This window comes from Thalassospira sp. GO-4, from assembly GCF_023588965.1.
GTDB lineage: Bacteria > Pseudomonadota > Alphaproteobacteria > Rhodospirillales > Thalassospiraceae > Thalassospira > Thalassospira povalilytica.
On the sequence record NZ_CP097807.1, the window covers coordinates 1,160,122 to 1,178,797 of the forward strand.

Annotated in this window: 19 protein-coding genes; 6 read left to right on the forward strand and 13 right to left on the reverse strand. The window is 54.9% G+C overall.

Annotated features, from left to right (window positions below):
• Nucleotides 1-21: 21 nt before the first annotated feature.
• Complete coding sequence (locus M9H61_RS05560; protein ID WP_068517348.1) at nt 22-240, reverse strand: DUF3126 family protein; 219 nt, start codon at nt 238-240, stop codon at nt 22-24.
• Between the two features lie 274 nt (nt 241-514).
• Between M9H61_RS05560 and M9H61_RS05565 the strand changes: the two genes are divergently transcribed.
• A complete protein-coding gene (locus M9H61_RS05565; protein WP_250283840.1) occupies nt 515-1,279 on the forward strand; it encodes a glutathione S-transferase in 765 nt (254 codons plus the stop codon).
• Between the two features lie 133 nt (nt 1,280-1,412).
• Here M9H61_RS05565 and M9H61_RS05570 read toward each other — a convergent pair whose 3' ends face one another.
• From M9H61_RS05570 to M9H61_RS05585, 4 genes are read right to left on the reverse strand one after another with little or no spacing between them, the layout of a single operon-like run.
• On the reverse strand, nt 1,413-1,730 hold the full coding sequence (locus tag M9H61_RS05570; RefSeq protein ID WP_371922213.1) for a hypothetical protein: 318 nt from the start codon (nt 1,728-1,730) through the stop codon (nt 1,413-1,415).
• Nucleotides 1,730-3,067: an acyclic terpene utilization AtuA family protein gene (locus M9H61_RS05575; RefSeq protein ID WP_250283843.1), complete on the reverse strand. Its 1,338-nt coding sequence runs from the start codon at nt 3,065-3,067 to the stop codon at nt 1,730-1,732. Before M9H61_RS05575 ends, M9H61_RS05570 begins: the two co-directional genes overlap by 1 nt.
• Nucleotides 3,064-4,932: a TRAP transporter fused permease subunit gene (locus M9H61_RS05580; protein WP_250283845.1), complete on the reverse strand. Its 1,869-nt coding sequence runs from the start codon at nt 4,930-4,932 to the stop codon at nt 3,064-3,066. The genes M9H61_RS05575 and M9H61_RS05580 overlap by 4 nt, the downstream gene beginning before the upstream one ends.
• Nucleotides 4,933-4,961: 29 nt before the next feature.
• Nucleotides 4,962-5,933, reverse strand: a complete 972-nt coding sequence (locus M9H61_RS05585; RefSeq protein ID WP_114113968.1) for a TAXI family TRAP transporter solute-binding subunit — start codon at nt 5,931-5,933, stop codon at nt 4,962-4,964.
• A 136-nt stretch (nt 5,934-6,069) separates the two neighbouring features.
• Here M9H61_RS05585 and M9H61_RS05590 point away from each other — a divergent pair, with 136 nt between their 5' ends.
• Nucleotides 6,070-7,023, forward strand: a complete 954-nt coding sequence (locus tag M9H61_RS05590) for a LysR family transcriptional regulator (RefSeq protein WP_068517344.1) — start codon at nt 6,070-6,072, stop codon at nt 7,021-7,023.
• A 192-nt stretch (nt 7,024-7,215) separates the two neighbouring features.
• Nucleotides 7,216-7,752, forward strand: coding sequence for a hypoxanthine phosphoribosyltransferase (gene hpt / locus M9H61_RS05595; RefSeq protein ID WP_068517343.1), 537 nt, complete (start codon nt 7,216-7,218; stop codon nt 7,750-7,752).
• 39 nt (nt 7,753-7,791) lie between these two features.
• Here hpt and M9H61_RS05600 read toward each other — a convergent pair whose 3' ends face one another.
• Nucleotides 7,792-8,283, reverse strand: coding sequence for a hypothetical protein (locus M9H61_RS05600; RefSeq protein ID WP_250283847.1), 492 nt, complete (start codon nt 8,281-8,283; stop codon nt 7,792-7,794).
• Nucleotides 8,280-8,573 (reverse strand): YqjD family protein, encoded by a 294-nt coding sequence (locus M9H61_RS05605; protein ID WP_068517341.1) that lies wholly within the window; start codon nt 8,571-8,573, stop codon nt 8,280-8,282. Before M9H61_RS05605 ends, M9H61_RS05600 begins: the two co-directional genes overlap by 4 nt.
• 236 nt (nt 8,574-8,809) lie before the next feature.
• Here M9H61_RS05605 and M9H61_RS05610 point away from each other — a divergent pair, with 236 nt between their 5' ends.
• Nucleotides 8,810-10,135 (forward strand): thaumatin family protein, encoded by a 1,326-nt coding sequence (locus M9H61_RS05610; RefSeq protein WP_250283849.1) that lies wholly within the window; start codon nt 8,810-8,812, stop codon nt 10,133-10,135.
• A 127-nt stretch (nt 10,136-10,262) separates the two neighbouring features.
• On the opposite strand, the gene pobA is transcribed toward M9H61_RS05610, so the two are convergent.
• Both pobA and M9H61_RS05620 read right to left on the reverse strand, forming a co-directional pair.
• Nucleotides 10,263-11,429, reverse strand: coding sequence for a 4-hydroxybenzoate 3-monooxygenase (gene pobA, locus M9H61_RS05615; protein ID WP_068517339.1), 1,167 nt, complete (start codon nt 11,427-11,429; stop codon nt 10,263-10,265).
• Nucleotides 11,430-11,633: 204 nt separating this feature from the next.
• Entirely contained in the window at nt 11,634-12,659 is a 1,026-nt protein-coding gene (locus tag M9H61_RS05620) for a hypothetical protein (RefSeq protein WP_250283851.1), read from the reverse strand.
• Between the two features lie 287 nt (nt 12,660-12,946).
• On the opposite strand from M9H61_RS05620, the gene M9H61_RS05625 reads away from it, so the two are divergent.
• Both M9H61_RS05625 and M9H61_RS05630 read left to right on the forward strand, forming a co-directional pair.
• Entirely contained in the window at nt 12,947-13,786 is an 840-nt protein-coding gene (locus M9H61_RS05625) for a mannosyl-3-phosphoglycerate phosphatase (protein ID WP_250283853.1), read from the forward strand.
• A complete protein-coding gene (locus M9H61_RS05630; protein ID WP_101246388.1) occupies nt 13,779-15,011 on the forward strand; it encodes a glycosyl transferase in 1,233 nt (410 codons plus the stop codon). Before M9H61_RS05625 ends, M9H61_RS05630 begins: the two co-directional genes overlap by 8 nt.
• A 50-nt stretch (nt 15,012-15,061) precedes the next feature.
• On the opposite strand, the gene M9H61_RS05635 is transcribed toward M9H61_RS05630, so the two are convergent.
• The 4 genes from M9H61_RS05635 to M9H61_RS05650 form a co-directional block, all read right to left on the reverse strand.
• Nucleotides 15,062-15,556, reverse strand: a complete 495-nt coding sequence (locus M9H61_RS05635) for a hypothetical protein (protein ID WP_250283855.1) — start codon at nt 15,554-15,556, stop codon at nt 15,062-15,064.
• A 10-nt stretch (nt 15,557-15,566) separates the two neighbouring features.
• Entirely contained in the window at nt 15,567-16,079 is a 513-nt protein-coding gene (locus tag M9H61_RS05640) for a hypothetical protein (RefSeq protein WP_147250646.1), read from the reverse strand.
• 63 nt (nt 16,080-16,142) lie between these two features.
• Nucleotides 16,143-16,619: a hypothetical protein gene (locus M9H61_RS05645; protein WP_250283857.1), complete on the reverse strand. Its 477-nt coding sequence runs from the start codon at nt 16,617-16,619 to the stop codon at nt 16,143-16,145.
• Nucleotides 16,620-16,734: 115 nt separating this feature from the next.
• Nucleotides 16,735-18,549 carry a sugar phosphorylase gene (locus M9H61_RS05650; RefSeq protein WP_250283859.1) on the reverse strand — a complete coding sequence of 605 codons (1,815 nt, stop codon included), beginning with the start codon at nt 18,547-18,549 and terminating at the stop codon, nt 16,735-16,737.
• Nucleotides 18,550-18,676: the final 127 nt, after the last annotated feature.

Consider the following 18,676-nt stretch of genomic DNA (forward strand, 5'->3'; position numbering starts at 1 on the left):
TTCCTGCAATAACAGGACCGATCACGGTGCCGGCGGCAGGTCTTCTTCAAGAATGACCAGATTAAGCGAATAGCTGACTTCGCCTTCGTCCTCGTCACGATGCACGACGCCGACGAACTCATCGCCAATACGCATCTCGATCGGATGGCCTTTTTTCTTCGGCGCATCAATCGCGATCTGGTTATTGTCAAAGGTGCGGCGCAGATAATCGGTAACGCGCGCGATTTCGGTCGGTGTCATAGGACTTGCCCCTTGTTCTTTCCAATCGGCTTTAATCTCTCAGATCACAGGATATCGCATAGACGCCTTGGCGTCTGCCCCATTTCCTGTCTCTGTGCGTAAAACTGGTGCACTGTCCTTTCACAAACTGCCCCCGGAAATCAAGCCCGCAGCATCAAAAAACCGCGATTTGACCGATTTTCCCCAAATGATATTGCGATGACGTTGCGATGATATTGCCGACGACATTGCAAATGACATTGCATTCACCCCCCGCACCGTTTAATCCGGTTATATGCCCGAAATTGATCACACCACCGACCTTATGCCGTCTGCTGACGGTCCGTCGATCCCGCCACGCGATGACGCATCGACCGGGAACGATACCGACCATGGCGCCACCGCATCGCCCGAACGCCCGATCCTTTACAGTTTCCGGCGCTGCCCCTATGCGATGCGGGCACGGATGTCGCTTCTGGCAGCGGAAATTGATGTTGAACTGCGCGAAGTGGTTCTGCGCGACAAGCCGCAAAGCATGATCGATGCATCGCCCAAGGCAACGGTGCCTGTCCTGATCCTTCCTGACGGGTCGGTGATTGATGAAAGCCTTGAAATCATGGTCTGGGCGCTTGCTGAAAACGATCCGCTTGATTGGCTAAACCCCGAAAGCGGTACGCTTGAAGACATGCTGGCGCTGATTGCGCAAAATGACGGGCCGTTCAAGCATCATCTTGATCGTTACAAATACCATACCCGCTACGAGGATGCCGATCCCGCCGAACATCGCCGGGATGCGGAAAAGATCCTTAATCGTCTGGACGGGCGGCTTGCGGTTGGCAAATACCTGTTCGGGTCGCGCCCGGCCCTGGCCGATTTTGCCATTGCACCCTTTATCCGCCAGTTCGCCAATACTGACCCGGATGCGTTTGAGGCCATGCCGTTTGTGCATGTGCAACGCTGGCTGGATGATTTTCTGGCCTCGTCCTTTTTTGAACGGGCCATGACCAAATATGATCAATGGCACGAAGGCGACAGCCCGGTCATTTTCAGGGCCGCCTGATCAAGCGCGCCCCGACTGAAAAACACCGGAAAATTTCGGGCAAAAGCAACCAAATCACCGATGACCCGAGGGTGGCAATCACGCCACCCTTTTCTTGGTTCCTTGCCGGTTTGAACCGGCGGTGTTTGATGCCCTATGCCCCTGCCTTTTCGATCGGCAGCGACAGGATCAAAGAGCTTAGACATTTGCCATGCGGATCAAGTGCCAGCGACCTTGTCACTCCGCCGCCCAGCGCATCATGCATCACGAAATTAAGGGCCCCGATCTGTGGCAATTCATAGCGGATGACCTTGCCCGAAATCATTGTGCCAAAATGCGCGCGCACCCGTTCTGCCGTGACCTGATCAATCAGAATCGGCCAGTCTTCAGGGTGATAGGCAATCACCGACACATTGGAAATGTTGCCCTTGTCCCCGGTGCGCGAATGCGCAATATCGCGTAACTGCAACATCAGGCCTCCATCATTTCAAACTGCGTGCGCACCTGGTCTTCGGGCAGAAGTCCCGATACGATCGCAACGATTTCCCGTTTGGATTTGGTCACCCCGCCACCACCGGCCGGCCCGTTAAGATACAGGCTTTCGACTTCCTCGCCGATCCGTGTGGCAGTGGCAAGGTCACGGGTCCGCACCACAAAACGCAGGCGCACTTCCGCCGGTTCTGATGGCCCTGATTTGACGTCCTGAAACACCGAATTCACCCCGATCAGCTCCCCCCTGACTTCTTCATGCGCGATCCCGGCAAGCAAAAGCCGTTGATGCAGGATATCAAGGGCAAGACGCCCGCGGGCTTCGGCACCGGGACCGGCATATGAAATCTGACCTTCACCGACACAGGAATCGACATAGCCGATCGATACCTTGAGCGTGCCGGTACGCGCCGATCCGTCACCGCCGGCAATGGCAACCCGGTCCGGTCCGATTTCGGTAATCTCGACTTTGGAAAAATCGGCAACCACATCGGGCTGGATATAGCGTTTCGGATCATGAACTTCGTAAAGAAGCTGTTCCTTGCAGGTTGCCGCCGTCACAAAGCCGCCCGTATCGGCAAGTTTGGTAATGACAGCATTTCCGTCTTCGCCAACCTCGGCAATCGGGAAGCCCAGCCGGGCCAGATCCGGCACATCCTTGATCCCGGGATCGGCAAAATACCCCCCGGTGATTTGTCCGCCACATTCCAGAAGATGACCAACAAGCGTCCCGCGCCCAAGCCGGGTCCAGTCATCCATCTGCCAGCCAAATTCAAAAATCTGTGGTGCCAGAAACATCGCCGGATCGGCCGCACGACCGGTCAGAACCACATCCGCCCCCGCCGCCAGCGCATCAACAATCCCCCCGGCCCCGAGATAGGCATTGGCCGACACCACCTGTTTTTCAAAACCGGCCAGGGTGCAACCGGCCTCATCAATGCGAAACTGATCGGGTGACAGGATTTCAAGAACGTCATCGCCAACAACCGCCGCCACCTTCAAACCCGAAAGGCCGAGTTCGCGCGCGATATCGACCGTGCGCCGTGCCGCGGCCACCGGGTTTGCCGCCCCCATATTGGAAATCACCCGGATCGCCTTTTTGTGGCAGATCGGCAGAACCGCGCGCATGCGCCGCTCAAGCAACGGATCAAAGCCGCCGTCGGGATCGTGCATTTTTGCCTGTTGCGCCAGTGCGATGGTCCGTTCAGCCAGACATTCAAAAACCAGATAATCAATATCGCCACGCTCGGCCAGATCGACAGCCGGTTCGATGCGGTCGCCGGAAAAACCGGCACCGGTTCCGATGCGGATGGTCTTCATTGTCCACCCTCCATCGCGGCACGACGGGCATCGCGCCCCCAAAACAGCAACCCGCCAAGCAGGCCCGCGGCAATCACCGGCGTCAGGAAGGCCGGCCACAATGCAATGGCAATCACAATCACCAGCATCCCGCGATCAAGCCATACCCGCCCCAGCAACGGCTGCCCGCCCAGCAAGGCCGGGATCGCCACCACAAGAACAAGCCCGGACAAAATGGCGTTGGTCACCGCCATGACGCCACCGCCGCCTGTCATGCCGGGATACAGCAGCAACATGAACGGCACGACATAGGTCAGTGCACCAAGACGCACCGCCTCGAACGCGGCGGGAAGCCAGTTGGTCTGCGCGATCCCCGCCCCGACAAATACCGCGACACAGACCGGTGGCGTGATGACCGAAATGGTCGCGAAATAGAAAACAAACAGATGTGCGGTAAGCGGTTCAATCCCGACCGCCGTCATCGCCGGGGCCAAAACCGCCGCCACCAGCACATAGGCCGCCGTGGTCGGAAGTCCCATTCCCATGATCAGGCACACCAGACCAACAATCACCGCCACCAGAACCGTTGAATCACCGGCAATCGCAACGATCATGGAACTGAGCGTCACACCAATCCCGGTCATGTTGATCATGGAAACAAGGATTTGCGCGCCCGCCAGCAAGACACCGATAATCACCATGCCCTTGCCGGCATCAATCACCCCGTCCAGAACCCGCTTTGCCATCTCGGCAACCGATATCTGCCCGGCCGATGTCAGGACAAAGGCCACCAGCAACGCTGCCATGCCATAAAATGCCGATGTCGCAACCGATCGGCCCATGAATATCCCGATGGCAAGACCACCAAGGGCAGCAATGATCGGCAACACCTTGCGCAGGGCAAGAATTTCGGACCATGCCGGAAGCTCGTCTTCGGGCACCAGGCTCAGATTGCGTCTGGTGGCAACGATATGAACGGTCACAAACACCGAAAGATAAAAAAGGATGGCCGGAATAATTGCCGCGATCATAACATCGACATAGGCAATGCCAAGAATTTCGGCCATGACAAAGGCTGCCGCCCCCATGATCGGCGGGGCAATCTGCCCGCCGGTTGAGGCCACGGCCTCGACCGCGGCGGCAAGGGGTGCCGGATAGCCCAGACGACGCATCATCGGGATGGTGAAATTGCCGGTCGTCGCAACATTGGCCACCGCCGATCCGGAAATCATGCCAAACAGGCCGCTCGAAATAATCGCGATTTTCGCAGCGCCGCCTTTTTGCCGGCCGCCAAGACGCATCGCCAGATCCATAAAGCTTTGCCCGCCACCGGTATGAAGCAATAAGGCGCCGAACAGGACAAAGGCGGCAATCACCGTGGCGGCAACCCCGGTCAGCATGCCCCAGATCCCGAGATCACCCAGGAAAATCGTCTCGGTAACGAATTCAACATCAAACCCGCGATGTCCGAGACTTCCGGGAATATATTTGCCCAGCAACGCATACAGCAGACCGGCAATCACAAGGGCAGGAAAAATTACCCCGACCGCACGGCGACCGACTTCAAGAACCGTCACAACCAGCCCGACGGTCAGGGCCATATCAAGACGGGTCGCCCATGGCAGGGTCGTCATGATCTCGTCGTAGTTCACAACAATATAGGCACAGGCACCAACCGTGACCGCCGCAAGCACAAGATCCAAAACCAATCCCAGCTTTCGCCAGCTTGTGTCTTTGCCCATCGGATAAAGACACAACCCCAAACAGGTCACAAGTGCGAGGAAAACCGCCCTTTGAACAAGACTTTCAAACGGGCCCGTCGCCGCGGTGTAAAAGACAAAAATACCAACAAGCAACGCAAACCCGTCGCGGATGCGCACAGACATGGCGGTTTTCCCCCTGTTATTCTGGTTTCTTATTGTTTGGCCGGGTCAAGGTTCGCGGGGATGTCATATCCATGTTCGCGGAACCATTTCGCCGCACCCGGATGCAGGGGAATGGTGGCATATTGCAGCGTCAGCTTGGCAAGATCGACGCCCTTCACACTGGCCATTGCCGCGCCCTGCACTTCTTTGTCGGCCATGATGGCATCAACGATCTTATAGGCCGCGTCTTCGGACAGGCTTGCCGATGCACCGACACCGACGCCAAAGCTCCAGGTCGAATAGGCCGGAATGCCATCGGCCGCACCTTCGGGGATATCCACCACCGAAACGTCAGGCATTTTTTCGATCAGTGCCTGTTTTTGCGCATCGGTCAGGCTCAGCACCTTGATCGGGGTAAAGGTCGCGATATCAAGGGTAGAGCTGTCAAGCTTAAGACCCGCACCGGATTTCACATAGCCGCTGACACGGTTGTCCTTGATCATGTCGACAACATCGGTGGTCGATCCGCGTACATAATCCGATGACAGATCAAGTGCGGCAAACACCGCCTCGGTCGTGCTTTCGGTTGCCGATCCTTTGATACCCGGGTTGAAACGCTGTCCGGCAAGTTCGGCCAAGCTGTTGATGCCGGCATCTTCGCGCACGATAACGTTCTGCGGGGCGCCGGTATAAACCCAAAGCAGACCCAGATTTTCCATCGCCTTGCCGTCAAAACCCTTGCTGCCGGAATAGGCGTGCTGGGCGACGTTGGTGGTCACCAGACCAAGGTCGATCTGGTTGCGCTCGATACGGCGCAGGTTATCCATGGTCGCCCCGGTTTCGACAACCGATGCCTCGATACCGTTATCGGCATCATTGATCAGCTTGGCGACAGAAACGAAATAACCGTAATGCGATGATGATGCCGACGTTGACCCGATCAGCAATTTGTCCTGTGCGAATGCAGGTACGGAAAGACCAATGGCAAGCGCGCCCGCCAAGGCGAGTTTCGTGAATTTCATAATGTATTCCTCCCTATGCCTTTAACGGCATGTTTGACGTTCCGTCGATTTGTTTTGACGTTGATTTTTTCGACGGACCGAAAGTGTGGTTCAGTTTTTTTATTGCAGGAAGATCAAATAGTGAGATAATTGATGCATGAAACGCATCAATCTTGATACGGACGAAATTCGATCATTCTGTCTTTTGGCAGAAACGGGCAGTTTTCGCAAAGCAGCTCAACGACTTGGAATTTCCGGATCAACATTAAGCCGCCAGATCAGCCGCATCGAAGAACGCACGCAGGCCCGCCTGTTTGACCGTGACACGCGCAATGTTGCGCTGACCGATCAGGGCAAAATGTTTCTCAGACTCGCCGAACGGATCTTGAACACCACGGATTCCGCACTGGCTGAATTTGATACCTATCTCAATACCCGGCGCGGCAAATTGACGATTGCCGGACTGCCATCGGTGACCGCCGGGCTGTTGCCGCCGCTGATTGCCGAATTCATGGATGCCCATCCCAATGTCGATGTTCAGCTTAATGACATGCTTTCGGAAGGTGTGCTGCGCGAAGTTGAAATGGGCCGTGCCGATATCGGCTTTACCGCCGATGTGGTCGAAGACAGCGACAATCTGTCTTTTCAACGCCTGCTGAGTGACAAGTTCATCGCCGTCGGGGCACCCGGAAGTTTTCTTCAGGAAGAACGCACATATAAGTGGGAAGAAATCCTGTCACAGCCGATGGTCGCCATGTCGCGTGAAACAAGTGTGCGCGCCGTTATTGACGCGGCCTGCACCCAAAACAGTTTCCTGTTTCGCCCGCGGTTTGAAGTTGCCCATCTGGCAACCGCGGGTGCGCTGGTGTCACAAGGTCTGTGCATTACCGCCCTGCCATCGCTGACCTTGCCGGTTCTGGGGCGTTCACCGCTTATTTTCCGGCCGCTTGAAAGCCCGGTTCTATTGCGCCAGATCGGCTTGATCTGGCGATCAGGGCGCACATTACCACCCGCCGCCCAGGCTTTCCTGAACCTGGTGCGCAGCCGCAATCTCAAATCACTTATCCCGCACTCAACCATTGAAAACAGCCTCGTCTCGCCAACATCTTGATGGGTGGCTTTGCATTGCCTGCGTCGTGGCGCACCTCTGCCGCGCAATGGCGCAATTTGCCTCGCCCAAGGCGCGATAATCTGTTTGCAATCTAAGGGATTATACTTCTGTTACCATTCACAGGCTGGTCATAGCGACCTTCGTGTGCTAGCAAGCCAAACATCACAACCCAACGCTTCAGGACCAGAATTTATGGCCGATTATGATGTCAAGCCGCTGATCACGGCGGACGAAATTGCCACCCAGATCGACGCGCTTGCCGCCAAGATCAACGAGAGCTTCAAAGACACGGAAAAACTGATTGTTGTCGGACTGTTGCGGGGCTCTTTTGTTTTCATCGCTGATCTGGCCCGCAAACTGACCGTTCCGGTCGAAGTCGACTTCATGGTCGCATCATCTTATGGCGACTCTACGGAAAGTTCGCGCAACGTGCGCATCGTCAAGGATCTGGATGGCCAGATCCGTGGCAAAGATGTGCTTCTGGTCGAAGACATCATTGATACCGGCTATACGCTGTCGGAAGTTGTCCGGTTGCTTAAGACCCGCGATCCGAACCGTCTGGAAATCTGCACGCTTCTGAACAAACCGTCGCGCCGCGAAGTCGAAATCCCGATTGATTTCTGCGGCTTTGATATTCCTGACGAATTCGTGGTCGGTTATGGCATCGATTATGCCCAGAATAACCGCAACCTGCCCTATATCGGCACGGTGCATTTCCACGGCGAATAGCCGGGACCCGATCGAAATTAAAATGGCGGGAAGCTGATGCTATCCCGCCATTTTTGTATTGTGATTTTCATCTGACGGCGCCGTATCCACACGCCCCGGCGGACGATCAAAAACGCCCAGTGCTTCGAGATCGCCGACGATCTGTTCGAACCCGGTCTGCATGCGCGGCTTGTTACCCTGTCCGGTGGCGTAACCGGTTACTGCGGAATGCACCAAAAGATCAAACAGCATGTCGTCTTCGGATTTGCGCCCGGCGGCCATATGCGCATCGGCATCGGGCTGATCAACCGCATCACCCGGATCACGTTGCAGAATGATCGCAAGTGCAATCAATCCCAGCGTCACCAACGTTCCGCCCAATGCAGTGGCAGCAGCAATCGCACCAAACGATGCCGCAAGCGCCATATAGATGGCCGCAAGCAGAAAACCGGCCCCGATCAGCATCACAATCGCGATGGCGGCAAAAGCCGCGCACTTGCGTGCCGCGGCTCTTGCCAGATCAGCCAGACTATCTGTCAGTTGATCAATCATTTCTGCAGCAGACGGCCAACAAGCAGGCCAACGCCAAAGGTCACGGCAACAGATGCCAGCGGGTTCTCGCGAACCTGATCCACGGCCACACCGCGTGCGTGATCAAACTGCTCACGGGCCTGACCGGAAACTTCACGAATGCGTTCTGCAGCCGCCTGGGTTCTGGTCTGTGCCGCATCACCACCCATTGCCTTAAGGGTCTTGGTGATTTCGGCCAGATCATTGCGCAGGGCATCAACATCGGCCTGAAGCTTTGCGGTATCTGCAGTCGTCTCGGTCTTGGTCGCCATGGTTTTCTCCTGTTGTTTTGAAAACAGCAACACCCCCTAAACGCCCCCGCCCGGCTTTGGTTCCATCTTCAATTGTGATGTTTTAGTGGCACCGGGATCCTGTCGACCCGGTCGATATCGATTGCCCTGATATGCGTGCTGCCATCACAATTGCCATGGCAAAACGTCCTGAATGCGACCGCTTCTCAATCCATCATTCATGTAATTGAAAGCCTTAAACAATGTTCAGAAGTTTCTTGCGTTCCTTCAAAGGTACTTTATGTGCAGCTTTGCTGACATTTTCCCTTCCGGTCTGCGCCCATGCCGCGGCAACAACCACCAGCTATCTGATGTGGCAATTGCCGGGCTCTGCGATCAGCTTTCCGGTCTATGTCTATCAGAATGACACACAGGTCGATTATCTGTACGCCACAACCCAGCAAGCCTTCCTTGGCGACTATGCGCCGGGTGCTACGAATGCGAGTTTCACCCTTTATTATCAGGATTCAAATGCGGCCTGGCACGGTTGTAACATGGTCCTGACAAACGGGCAGATCGCCACGACAACCACCTGCCCGGGGGCTGTGATCAACAAGCCGGTCGCAAATTCCAATGTCTATACCCTGGCGATGGGGGCAATTGCCTGGCCCGCGATTGATCAGGCCCCGACAAACCCGACCAATGTCGATTACGCCAAACGCAAGATCACCTTCAAGAACGATACCCAATACGCCCAGATCCGCATCGGTGAACATTGCACGGTTTCGGCCAACCCGGACAATTCCAACTGCACCAACAACCTCAATCTTTATGAAATTGCCAAGGGGGAAAGTGCGACCTTTTATGTCGATGGGGATGGCACGACACCCGCCCAAACGCCGCTTGCCGGTCTGACATCCTATGGCTTTACCGTCACGGCCTATAAAAAGTCGGCAAGTGACGACTGGGTTGAAACCGGCGGATATGGCAAAGGCGAAACCCCCTATGCCACCAAGATCGAATTCACCCACAAGGCCGTCCCGATCAAAAACGGCGCCCCTTCCCCGGAAGGTTCGACCAATTTTGATATTTCGGCGGTCGACGGATACAACATTTCGGTCACCGGCTATCCGGCAAAGCCGACCTATTGCACCTATACCGTGCCACCGGAAAATTCCAATATTCTCGGGGCTGGCAAATATGGCCCGGATATCTCTCTTGCCCGGATCAATGACAGTGAAAAGAGCTGTCAAAGCAGCTCGCAATTGCCACTGGGCTATAACAAGGGCGATGCGCCTGCCAAATGGGACCTGACGGTCACCAGCAATGGCAAATACCAGGGCTGCATGAGCCCGTGCAGCTACGCCAAAGTCAATAATGACAGCAATCAGGATCTGTTTTGCTGTGCCGGAAAATACAAATCATCGAAAACCTGTGACCAAGCGACCGGTGTTATTGGCGCAAACAATTCGACCTATGTCACCAATCTGGCCCCGCCGGTCTCAACGCATGTCTATCGCTTTGCCTATGACGATGCGATTGGTGATTTTGCCTGCCCGGCCCAGACCGATTTCATGATCATTTTCGGCACCGCGAACGGTTGATTACCGACTGCGCAAAAAAGAACGGCCCGCGTGGGCTGCGGGCCGTTCCATGTTCCTGTCGGAAATTTCTGGGCGGAAATGAAGAGTGGGTGCTCTTCGACGGGGGTGGGTATCCCCGTTACGTCAATCAGTAAGGCAAACCGACGTAATTTTCCGACAGGTTGGTCAATCCTGCCTTGGATGACAGGATATATTGCAATTCGGCATCACGAATGCGGCCGTCAAATTCGTTCTGATCCCCGAAAGTATGCAGCATCGAGGTCATCCACCAGGAAAACCGCTCTGCCTTCCAGACGCGTGCAAGTGCGGTATCGGAATAGGTCGCAAGCAGGTCTTCGCGGTTTTTCTTGTATTTCGCGATCAGCGCTTCGGACAAATAATGCACGTCACTGGCCGCAAGGTTAAGCCCCTTGGCACCGGTCGGCGGTACGATATGGGCGGCATCGCCCGCCAGGAACAGGCGGCCATGCTGCATCGGTTCGGCGACAAAGCTGCGCAGCGGCGCGATGCTTTTTTCAAACACTTCGCCTTCATTGACCAGTTCGGCATCTTCTTCGCCAAGGCGGGTGCGCAATTCGGCCCAGAAACGGTCATCGGACCAGTCTTCGATTTTATCGGTGCTGGGCACCTGAACATAATGGCGCACAACAGTTTCCGAACGCATCGAACACAGCGCAAAACCGCGGTCATGCTTGGCATAGATCAGTTCATCGGCCACCGGCTTTGCATGGGCCAGAACACCAAGCCAGCCAAACGGATAGACCTTCTCGAATTCCTGAACACCCGGAAGGGTCTTACGGCCGACACCGTGGAACCCGTCACATGCGGCGATATAGTCGCACCGCAGTTCGACTTCATTGCCGTCTTTGACATATCGAACACGCGGCGCATCACCATCAATGTCATGCAGGCTGACATCTTCGGCTTCGAACACGATTTCGCCGCCATGGGCAAGACGCGCTGCGATCAGATCCTTGGTGACTTCGGTCTGGCCATAGATCATCACCGTTGATCCACCGGTAAGTTCTTCCATATTCACATGGGTGCGCTTGCCATTCACACTGATATAGATGCCGCCGTGAATGATGCCTTCCTTGTTCATGCGGGCATCAACCCCGACCCGTTTCATCAGGTCGACTGTCCCCATTTCAAGAACACCGGCACGGATGCGGCCTTCGACATAGTCGCGGCTTTTGCGTTCCAGAATGACGGAATCAATTCCCTGCACATGCAACAGATGGGAAAGAAGCAAACCGGCGGGGCCGGAACCGATAATGACGACAGGGACATGCATGACGGCTTCCTCACAAGATCACGGTTGTTGGTTTTTATTGGAATAAGAACCATTCCATTGCGGAAAGAATACGCCTGTTCACGGTTGGACAGAATGGACAAACCGGGATAATGATTGGACAAATCGAACACGTATCCACATTTGGTTATAGATCAGGTTTGATCTGGTTTTGGCTCCTGCGGTCAAATCACCGCCTGGTCTGGCTCAGTTCAATTGCCCAGACGGCGCCTGATCCCCGCCATCGGCCGTCCCGGGTGCTGTGACGAAATCGGATTTGCACAACGCCCATTCCTTGCAGATTTCCTGTCCGTCATCCGACATCATGAAGGTTTCATAGGCCTGCATCAGTTCCGCGCCGAACGGATGTTTGCGCGAAAACAGAATGAACATGTCATTGGTTGTAATGGTGTTGGTGGTGGCATAACGTGCGGCCACCTGTTCGCCCAAAAGCCCGGTCAGGTCGTGCCAGCCCACGGCTTCTTCTTCAAACAGGATATCGGCCCGGTCCGCATGCAGAAACCGCCAGGCGGATTCCGGATTATTTACAATGTCGGCTTCGATGCCAAGCCGTCTGAATTCCTGTTCATACCAGTAACTGGCAATCCCGACCGGACGCAGGCCAAGCCCGATAACATCACGCAACGCGTTGATATCGATCCCCTCGGGGAAACGGGACGTTTTGTAAAATCCCTTTTGATGGGCCTGGGCAATCGGATAGCGCGGAATATGAAAGGCATCCCTACGCTCGACTGTCCGAAGCCACGGAAATGTCGCGACATAGATGCCCTGGCGGGTTTGCTCATAGGCACGTTGCCAGGGCACGAAAATGAACCGGACTTCAAATCCCATCGCATTGAAAATCGTCTGGAAACGTTTGGCGTGTTTGCCGAAATCAGGAAGCGTTTCACTGATCATCGGCGGCCATTCGCCCACCGCCACCCAGACCTCATATCCGGGTTTCAATTTGCCCGGACCGGTTTGCCGGGCATCGCCGATACGGATCACATCCCCTGCCCAGCTTTTGGCATCATCGCCAACATTGCCACCGGCATGGGGGTCAGTGTTGGTTTGGGTGTTGGCTTGGTTGTGGGTATTCTGGCCTTTTGCCGGCACAATGACCGATCCGGCACGGGCGGTTGCCGCGACATCAAGGATGACCGCAACACATATGAACCCGATGACAACTGTTCTTTGCAACCATCGCACATGCGCTTCCCGATATAACCCCATAGGCATCTCCGGAAAATGTGACCGTGACAGGCGCTGTAAAAACCATTGATGGATCAATACCATACCAACAATAACATCGTTTGGTGATATTGAAGAGGAAAATGCGCGTCCGCCCCCAAACCGGTATTACGCACCCGACGCCATCGCATGTTTTTTGATCAAATTATCGCTGTGATCAAAAATTAACCTTCCCAAAGGTCGATCCGCCCCGATCACTGTGATAAGCTTCTGACCAAGAGACCAGTTTACGGTCTTGCACATGTCAAAAACCGCGACAGAACGGGATGATGCCAAACAGCCGCGCCATCGCCATCTTTACCGACCTTGACGGCACATTGCTTGATCATGACACCTATGGCTGGGACGCCGCACGTCCGGCACTTGATCGCGTGAAACAGCTTGCCATCCCCCTGATCGCCGTATCCTCGAAAACACTTGCCGAACTTGAACATATCAATCAGCAATCCATGCTGTTTGACGGGCTGATTGGCGAAAATGGCGGCGTCATTTCCCTGAATGGCGAAATCGAACAGGCTGGCCCGTCATCCGAAACAATCGATGCTGCGCGCAATCAGATCCGCGATGCAGTTTCCGTCCCTGTTGGCAGTTTTCGGACCGTCTCGCCGGAAATCATTGCATCGGAAACCGGTCTTCCGCTTGACGATGCCATTCGCGCCGGTCAGCGCCATTGTTCCGACCCGCTGATCTGGCAAGCCAGCAAGCAGGATGTCACCACCGCGCGCGCCATTGCCGAAAAATGGTCACTGAAACTGGTCAAGGGTGGCCGTTTCCATACCTTGTGCGGCCCGTCGACCAAGGGCGAAGCCATGAAACGCATTCTGCAATGGCTTGCCCTGTCGCAAAGCGGCAAAAACGAAGCCTCCCCGCCCAAACGGTTCACCACCATCGCGCTTGGGGATTCCCCCAATGACATCCCGATGCTGGCCGAGGCCGATTTTGCCATTCAGATTCCAGCCAAACATGGCGCGCGGACATCGCCGCTGCTTGACCATGCCAATCTTCGGATCGCGCCCGCCCCCGGACCTGCGGGCTGGAACGCTGCGATCAACGACCTTCTCGACCAGTTAACCAATACCAATAAAAACAGCGAGGTACTTCATGGCTGATTTCCATCAGGGTGGCCCGATCACAACCCTTCATCGCATTCTTGACCGCAACCCGGAAGAACTCGCCTATGAAATGACCGCCTTTGCCCGCCAAAGGCGCCAGACCCTGATTTTGCCGTGCCTTTATTCGGAACTTGAAACCCCGGCCATGACAACCATTGTCGATGGGCTCAAACAGGCGACCTATATCGATCAGATCGTCGTCGGTCTGGACCGCGCCAATGCGCAGCAATATCTTCATGCGCGCGAATTTTTCAAAGACCTGCCGCAGCATGTGCGCATTCTGTGGAATGACGGGCCGCGCCTGCGCGGCGTTCATGACCGGCTCGATGAATTTGGTCTGGCCCGTTACGAACCGGGCAAGGGCCGCAATGTCTGGTATTGCATGGGCTACACCCTGGCATCGGGGCGCAGTTCCGTGATCGGCATTCATGATTGCGACATTGCGACCTATACCCCCGATCTTCCGGCCAAGCTGATGTATCCGATCGCCAATCCGGCATTCAATTTCGCCTTTGCCAAGGGATATTACGCCCGTGTTGCCAATGGCACCCTCAAGGGCCGGGTATGTCGCCTGTTTGTCACCCCGCTGATCCGCGCTTTGAAACAGGTGGTCGGCAAGACCGATTTCCTGAATTATCTCGATTGTTTCCGCTATTCCCTGTCCGGTGAAATGGCGATCCGCACCGACGTTGCCTATGGCCTGCGGGTTGCGTCCGACTGGGGGCTTGAAATTTCCATGCTTTCGGAAATGTATCGCAATCATACGGTTCATCGTCTGGCCCAGGTCGATATCGCCGATATCTATGACCACAAGCACCGCGAATTCGACCCGGCGCAAAAAGATGACGGCCTGTCGCGCATGGCGGGTGATATCGCCAAATCCCTGTTCCGCAAACTGGCGACCCAGGGCACGATTTTCTCGCACGAGACATTCCGCACCCTTAAGGCAACCTATTATCGCGCGGCACTCGACCTTATCGAGCAATACCGTGCCGATGCCCTGTTTAACGGCCTTAAAATCAATCGCGACGAAGAAGAAAAATGCGTCGAGGTTCTGTCGGAAGTCATCATCAGTGCCGGTCAGCACTATCTCGACAACCCGCTTGAAAGCCCGTTTATCCCAAGCTGGCAGCGTGTTGAAAGTGCGATGGGTGACATTTTCGAACATCTTTCAAGTGCGGTCGAAGACGATCTGAACGACACCGAAATCGGCAAGGGTTAAGACCGGGGATTGATCCGGCACGCTGCTTCGAACGCGCTTGCGGTTCGCTGCTATTGCGTATGATCGGGGAATGGAAATATGGCCAGAAAGACCTGAAGAACGTCTTCCTGGCCTTTTCGTTCAAGAACCACCGGCAATAACAGCCGCACCCCTTTGCGCCAGTCTTTTTGAAATATCTGCAAATGATGGATTTGCGGCTTGCCTGTTTTGCGTGCCGCGGACAGGGCCGCATGCAATGCAGTTGAAAAATGGCAATCCACTTCACGGGCAAAGGCACCGCGCCAATCCTCGCCGGTCAGCGCAATGATGCTTTCACCTTCGAGCAAAATCTGAAAATCATCCTTGTCCGGGTGATATTCATAGATGCTGATATCATCAATCCATGGTGACAGCGTATCCGGGGTAAAGTCGCAACGGGTCGGAATTCTACCCCGCGCAGCTGCCCGGCCCCACAATGCCAGAAGCGCATGCGCCCCGGCCGGTGCATCCGCGCCAAGCCGATCCAGCGGCACTTCCTTGTCATGCGAACCACCAAGCCCGGCCATTGCACATCCGTCAGATATAGTGCATCGGCTCGTAGGGGAAACGTGCGCCAAGCACCTGATAGATCGGGTCACCAAACTGGTCCATGGTTTGCGCCGGCAACAGGACACGCAACCAATGACGGTGTTTGGCATGATTTTCGGCCACATTCACATAATGAAAAGTCGGCCGCTTTTCGTACATTGTCTTTAGCAATGCCGCCATCAGACAGGTGCCATATTTCAGGTCGATCTCGCGCGGGGTGGATCCCTGAAAATTTTCGCCCGTGGCTGCAACAATTGACGGTGCATCAATACGCACCAGAAAGTCATTCCGGACCGGCAGATATTCGTAAACACTGATCTCGTCGCGCCAGCGGATCAGACGTTCCGCATTCAGAATGGCGCGTGACGGCACGCTGTTTATTCCGGTCTGGGTCCATGCATCATACCATGTGTCGACAAGCGCTATGACCCGGACATCAACGTCCTCGGGCAACCCGTCCAGTTCGGTGTCTGCTGATTCAAGCGCGCGTGATGGTATCATGGCATTTTCCCAGATATGCACGTGGGGAAATCACGCCCCGAAACAAGTATGAAAGCCAAATAATCACGATGCCCCGCGATAAAAGAAGTGGGTGACGAAAACCTGTTCGATAACCCGCCCTTGCCGGTCTGTTGCCCGCACAGGCAACAAAAGACGCAGCCATTCTTCCCAGACCTTGCGTTCATAACCGATGCGGTGAAAGGCCGGCTTGCCGTGATCAATCACCTCAAGCAATGTCGCGTGCAATGTGGTGCCAAAATCCAGATCAATCTGCCGGGGTGAACAGCCATGATAATCTTCGCCGCTGGCCTCGATGATGTTCGGGGCATCGATGCGGATGATAAAATCACGTTTTTGCGGAAGATATTCATAGATACAGATATCATCGACCCAAGGCGCCAGAACATGACCGTTCAGCACCTTTCGGTCAGGAACCTTGCCACCCTTTGCCGCCGCTTGCCAGACCTCGTAATAGGCTCTGACGCGGCTTTCTGTATCATCGGGCAAGTGCGGAATTTCGATTTCCTGCGCATACGCCATGTGCGTAAATTGCCCTCTATGTCCTGCTATCTGGACACGAGTTTTGCAAAGCACATTTTGTGACGCAACGATAAACGCATCGGCTGCGTATTTTTTGCACAATCTGAAAAACCGATCAGACCGGCATGGCATCCCGATAGCGTTGCAGCAACCGGCTTTCGGTGCGGTTGCGCCCGTCCCGGTTGGAAATCCACACGATCTGATAGGGCGCCAGTTTCATGATGCCGTCGTAATCTTCGATCACTTGCTGGGTAATCAAATCCTGCCAGCCTTCGGTCATGATCAGATTGATCTTCGAAAGATCAAGATCCTGTTGGGTCTCGGTCAGGTTAAAGACACAGAAAATGCTTTGTTCATTCAAATGCGACTGCCGCCAGATGCCCAGCAAATCCGGGCCGAGATTAAGGGTATATTGCGTGGCATTGGGGTGAAACGCAGGTTGCCCCATACGGATCGACATAAGCGCGCGCAACTGATCAAACGCCGATTTGGCCGGACCATCTTCCGACAGAACCCGTTCTGCATCGGAAAGCTTCCAGATCTTGCGGTTCAGGCGGCGCGGAATACCGGTTTCCTCATACGCTGCCTGATCATTTTCCGTTGCCAGAATGGTCTGGACATAGATCGCCGGGATCCCTTCAAGCGACATGGCAATTGCCTGGCTCATCACAAACCGTTCAAGCCCCATGGTCGCTTCACCGGCGAAGTTTTCCGCCAGCATGCTGTAAAGCGTCACATTGAGCTCATAGGGCTTTTGCCCGCCCCCCTTAAGCGCGCGGTAACTGACCTGCCCGCCCATCTTGAGCGCATGCTCGCGCAGGCCATCAATATCCTCATCGGGAATAAGGTTTTCGGCCGGGCGCAGGCCAATGCCATCATGGCTGGCGGTAAAGTTAAAGAACGTACAGCCCGCCGGGGCCGGTGGCATCGCCATGATACATTTGCGGATATAGTCGCTTCGCCCGCTCAGCAACGCATGAATGATCACCGGCGGCAGCGAAAAGTTGTAAATCAGGTGTGCTTCATCCTGATTGCCGAAATAGGACAGGTTTTCCAGAAGCGGCAAATTGGTTTCGGTAATAAACAGCACATCGGGATAAAGCGCATTACAGGCCAGGCGCATGGCCTTGATCAGTTTATGGGTCTGATCAAGATTGATGGATGTCGTTCCGACTTCTTTCCAGATAAAGCCGATGGCATCAAGCCGCACCACGCGCACGCCATGCTTCAGGTAATTCAGCACCACGCGCAGCATTTCGAAAAACACATCCGGGTTGCCGTAATCCAGATCGACCTGATCATAGCTGAAGGTGCACCAGACGAACTTTTCGCCATCCTTGGTCACGACATCATTCAGCAACGCATGACTGCGCGGGCGCACCACATCGGAAAGATCATCTTCAAGGCTTGCGGTTTTGATGTAGTCAACACCGGGCTTTTCACCGGCCAGAAATTGCTGATACCAGGGATGCGACGCCGAAATATGATTGGCCACCAGATCGGCCATCACAGTGCCGTGCTTTGCCAGATCCTCGACATCGCCCCAATCGCCAAGTTCCGTGCGAAGCTGGCTAAAATCGCTGACTGAAAATCCGTCATCGGATGTGAAGGGATGAAATGGCAGGATATGAATGCCGGTAAGCCAGTCTTTCAGCCATTTACGGTGAAATTCACCAAGGCTTTGCAGACCCTTTTTGCCGTCCTGATGGATGCTGTCGCCATAGGTGATCAGAAACGCATCGCGCTGATCCCATTTGCGCAGGTTTTCTTCCTTGGGTTCCGGCCCGTCACCTTCGACCGGCAGTCCAAGCTCGTCAAAAACGCGCAGCACCAGCGCTTCGTGATCGTGTTCGGGATAAACATCTGCAAGCAGGTTGCGCATCGCGCTGGCAAACGCAATCCGTCCCGAGGTTCCGACAACACGATCCATACTGGCTCCTTCCGGGCAGGCAATTCAAAGCATTACGCAATGAAATAATGAAATTGCACAGGATGCAAGCAGGGATTCCATTCTGCCGACAAAGCAGGCATTAATACGCAAAACGCCCGGCACAAGG